At 43.8% G+C, this 3,799-nt stretch carries 3 protein-coding genes; all 3 read left to right on the top strand.

Going from position 1 to position 3,799, the window contains the following annotated elements:
* Nucleotides 1–736 precede the first annotated feature (736 nt).
* The gene (locus RIM23_RS11755) at nucleotides 737–1,273 is read left to right on the top strand and encodes a hypothetical protein (protein ID WP_446367250.1); all 537 of its coding nucleotides are present in this window, start codon (nucleotides 737–739) and stop codon (nucleotides 1,271–1,273) included.
* Nucleotides 1,274–1,586: 313 nt separating this feature from the next.
* On the top strand, nucleotides 1,587–2,516 hold the full coding sequence (locus RIM23_RS11750) for an Rpn family recombination-promoting nuclease/putative transposase (protein WP_446367248.1): 930 nt from the start codon (nucleotides 1,587–1,589) through the stop codon (nucleotides 2,514–2,516).
* A 288-nt stretch (nucleotides 2,517–2,804) separates the two neighbouring features.
* Nucleotides 2,805–3,677, top strand: coding sequence for an AAA family ATPase (locus RIM23_RS11745; RefSeq protein WP_446367246.1), 873 nt, complete (start codon nucleotides 2,805–2,807; stop codon nucleotides 3,675–3,677).
* The last annotated feature ends 122 nt before the right edge of the window (nucleotides 3,678–3,799 follow it).

Below are 3,799 nucleotides of genomic sequence, written 5' to 3'. Positions count from 1 at the left end.
GTTAAGGCTGATATCGAGCAACAATGCCGGGTATCAGCCAAGCGGTGAGCGTTAACGGTTATCGACCAAAAGTTACACCGTGGACTTATACCAAGGCAGAATTACTTATGGGTAGGTTTGTCTAGGTTTTTAGAAGCGGTAGGAAGCAGAAACTCAAATCGTGAGGTTTGGGAATCCCTCGTCTCCGGCGAGGGAGGATGTCAAACCATTCCCTCAACCCTCACCCAACATTCAACGGGAAATAGGAATTACGCCGCGACCCCCCATATAATGGCAACGGTACGTTACGCTACGCTAACACACGATGGCGGACTGACCCAGCTAAAATAGGACTTTGTTTGTAGTGAGAACTTTAGTTCTCTCTCCGCCTAGCTGTAGAGGGCTAAAGCCCTCACTACGTACCCAATCTATTGCACCATTTTAGCTGAGTCACGCCACTACGAATAGAGGTTTTGCGTAAGTCCTGGGGAAATCTAGAACCTGAGTCGGGGCGGGTTTAGTCACATCTCTTGTGCAACCGAAAAGATAATCGTGAAACCCGCCCCTACAAACCATCTCCTCAAACGACATGAAGCCACAGGGGTTAAGACACATTATATAGTAGAGACGTTCCGACGGAACGTCTCTACAATGACAAAGGACAAAGGACAACTAACCAATTAGTCATTCGCATCAAATCCTAGCACCGCATCACCTTATCCCATTAGAGTAAAGAAGTCGAGACGGAGATGAACCAATGTTAGACACTTCCCAATTCCCAACTCTATCAGGATTCAACAGTCTCCTTCCAGGATTTAACCTATCGCTACAAACCCAAGAACCCTTAAACCAAAGAGTTCACTCCTTAACCTCCTTACCCTTACCTTCCTCTCACCCATCCCCCTTACCGATTGAAGAACTCTTATCAGCGTTTTCGGCAAATGTCTGGTTACTTGACCATAGTATCGGACTATTGATTCCCACAACCATTGATCTCGATATCCCCTGTGATACATCAGCCTACGTCGAACAAGCCAAAACCTTAATGGCTGAGTTATTCGAGGGAATCAGTTGGGTAGAACAATCGGGAATGTATAAAAGTGCTGTGGCGGGAATGGTGAGTGAAAAGAGTTATGTGATTAAGTCGTTTATGACGCGACAAGCGTTAGTCGAACAGTTGCCAAGGGTTTTAAAGTTTGTTGGCTATTTGCAGCAAGAATTACGCCAGGAAACCATGGCGTTAGAGATTGATGGAAAAATGATATTATTACAGATAGCACCTTCATACCCGTAGGGTGGGTTAGGTGGTGATTCAATTGAAAAAGTTACCGTAAAATTGGATATCCGCCGTAACCCACCAATAAAAAAGTGAGCCATTGATGCGTTACGCTGCGCTAACTGGCAAGGGTTTCACCCTCATCCCCTAACCCCTCCCTAACCCTCCCCTTATCAAGGGGAGAAAACACTACTGGTTGTTGGAAGTCTCCCAACCTGGAAAAGTCAGGACGGTTTTAGTGTAAGCGATTGTAACGACTAATTTATGCTCAGTTTAAAAACTAAGTATAATCAAAATAGAATCGGTTTTACGATTAAATCACTAAAAAACTATGACTCTAAGATTTATTAGCCCAAAAACTGACTTTGCCTTCAAAAAAATATTTGGCTCAAAAGACAGCAAGGATATCCTAATTAGCTTTTTAAATGCCTTGATTTATGAAGCCAATCCTGTGATTCAGGATCTAGAAATCATCGACCCCTATAATCCTAGGGAGGTGGTGGATCTCAAAGACAGCTATCTAGATGTCAAAGCCTTACTGGATAATGGCTCAACCGTGCTAATTGAAATGCAAGTCCTCAACTTAGCCTTCTTCGAGAAGCGGGTTATTTATAACCTGACCAAAACTTATGGAAATCAGCTAAAATATGGCGAAGGCTATTCGTACCTGAAACCGGTTATTGCCTTAACGATTACCGACTTTCCCATGTTTGATCAGACACAACGTTATCTGACTCGGTTTAGCTTAAAGGAAAATCAGGAGTTGTTTGACTATCCTGATCCAGAAATCGAGTTAATTTTTGTAGAATTACCGAAATTCACGAAAACGCTGGATGAACTAGAGAGTTTAACAGATAAATGGATTTATTTTATTAAAGAGGCTCCCAGTTTGGAGGTAATCCCCCCCACATTTAGCCAACTTCCGGAACTAGATAAAGCGATGAATATTGCCAATCAAGCGAATTTGAGTGTAGAGGAAGTGGAAAAATTGCGTAAGCAAGAAATGTTCCTGGAAGACCAACGGGGATCGATTGTTAAGGCAAAGCAGGAGGCATTACAAGAAGGAGTAGAACAAGGTCGTCAAGAAGAGAAAATCCGATGGATATTCCGTTTCCTGGAGCGACATTTTGGGTCAATTCCGTCAGAAATAAGTCAGGGAATTCAAAACTTATCGATTGACCAGTTGGAACGTCTCGGAAATGATGTTTTTGATTTCAACAATTTAGAAGAGTTATCAAGTTGGTTACAAGAAAATAGGTGATTTTGGGGCGCTTGTGCGTAAGGTTTCCGGGGGGGTCAGGCAATGGCTGAAATCCTTATGTTTTCGTAGACCCCCCCGGAGGTGTCTCTGGGTAATGTTCCCTACCACAGATTAGAATAATTGATTCCGTAGAGACACGATACTATCGTACCCTGATCTAATTCCGCTACACAATTCGTCATTCGCATAAAATCATAGACAGCCGATCTCATCCCCCTCTAGGATAGAGTCGTTTATCAGTGAACAGTTATCAGTTATCAGCGAACGATGACAAAGGACGAATGACGAATGACAAATGACGAAAGACTAATTTGTCACGTTTTAATCGGTTGTCCCGCCAGTGGTAAATCAACCCTGGCTGGGGAATTGGCGAAACTGGGAAACTATAAAATAGTCTCCACCGATGAAATCCGCCAAACCCTCTACGGTGACGCCACCATCCAGGGGGAATGGTTGGAAATTGAACAATACATCTTACAGCAAATCCAAAGGGCGATCGCATCCGGTCAACCGATCATTTATGATGCTACTAATGCCAAACGTTCCTGGCGGATGTCGCTGTTGATGCAATTGCACAGATGTAGCCCATCTTCCCCTACATCGGAAATGGGGTTTGGAAACCAAACCCCTACAATTTCCCCATCTCCCCTGTGGATAGGATGGCATCTGAAAACCCCTCTGTCTACTTGTCTGAATTGGAATAAACAGCGATCGCGTCAGGTTCCCGATTTGGTGATAGAATCCTTATACCAGTCCCTGCATCAATTTCCTCCCCTAGCGGCTGAGGGATTTGCAGGGGTTTATCCGGTGACACCTGTTAAAGGCAAATTCGATATCGGACAAATCCAAACTAAACTCCAACGCCTTAGACACAGCCAGGTGAATCGTACCAACCGTACCCAACATGGACAAATTCAGTTACACCGCTATTCTCGGCTGTTGGATTTTGACCGCTTGCTGCATTTAATCTCCCTGATTCTGACATATCCGGGTATCGGGAATTTACAACAAATTGCGCCTCAGTGTCTGGAAAGCCTATTGGGAACCGTTCCTGAATTTGCCACCTCTGTGGAGGAAATCTGTGCGGTGATAGCGAAATGTAAAGGTTCAATCTATGCCGCACCTGATGCGATCGCGGATGATTGGGTCTTCCGTACTTAGTGTGCTAAACTATTAAAATAAACCTTAAAATAATAAGATAAAAATGGCAAGGATAAAAAGAGAAATGACTAAGCTCCTAAACCTGCCGGGAGTTATAGCAGAAAATATCCAAGATGCTGAAG

It is taken from the genome of Coleofasciculus sp. G3-WIS-01, assembly GCF_040223135.1.
Taxonomy (GTDB): domain Bacteria; phylum Cyanobacteriota; class Cyanobacteriia; order Cyanobacteriales; family Coleofasciculaceae; genus Coleofasciculus.
The sequence above is the reverse complement of the archived record's forward strand: the minus strand, read 5'-3'. Positions and strand labels throughout refer to the sequence as shown.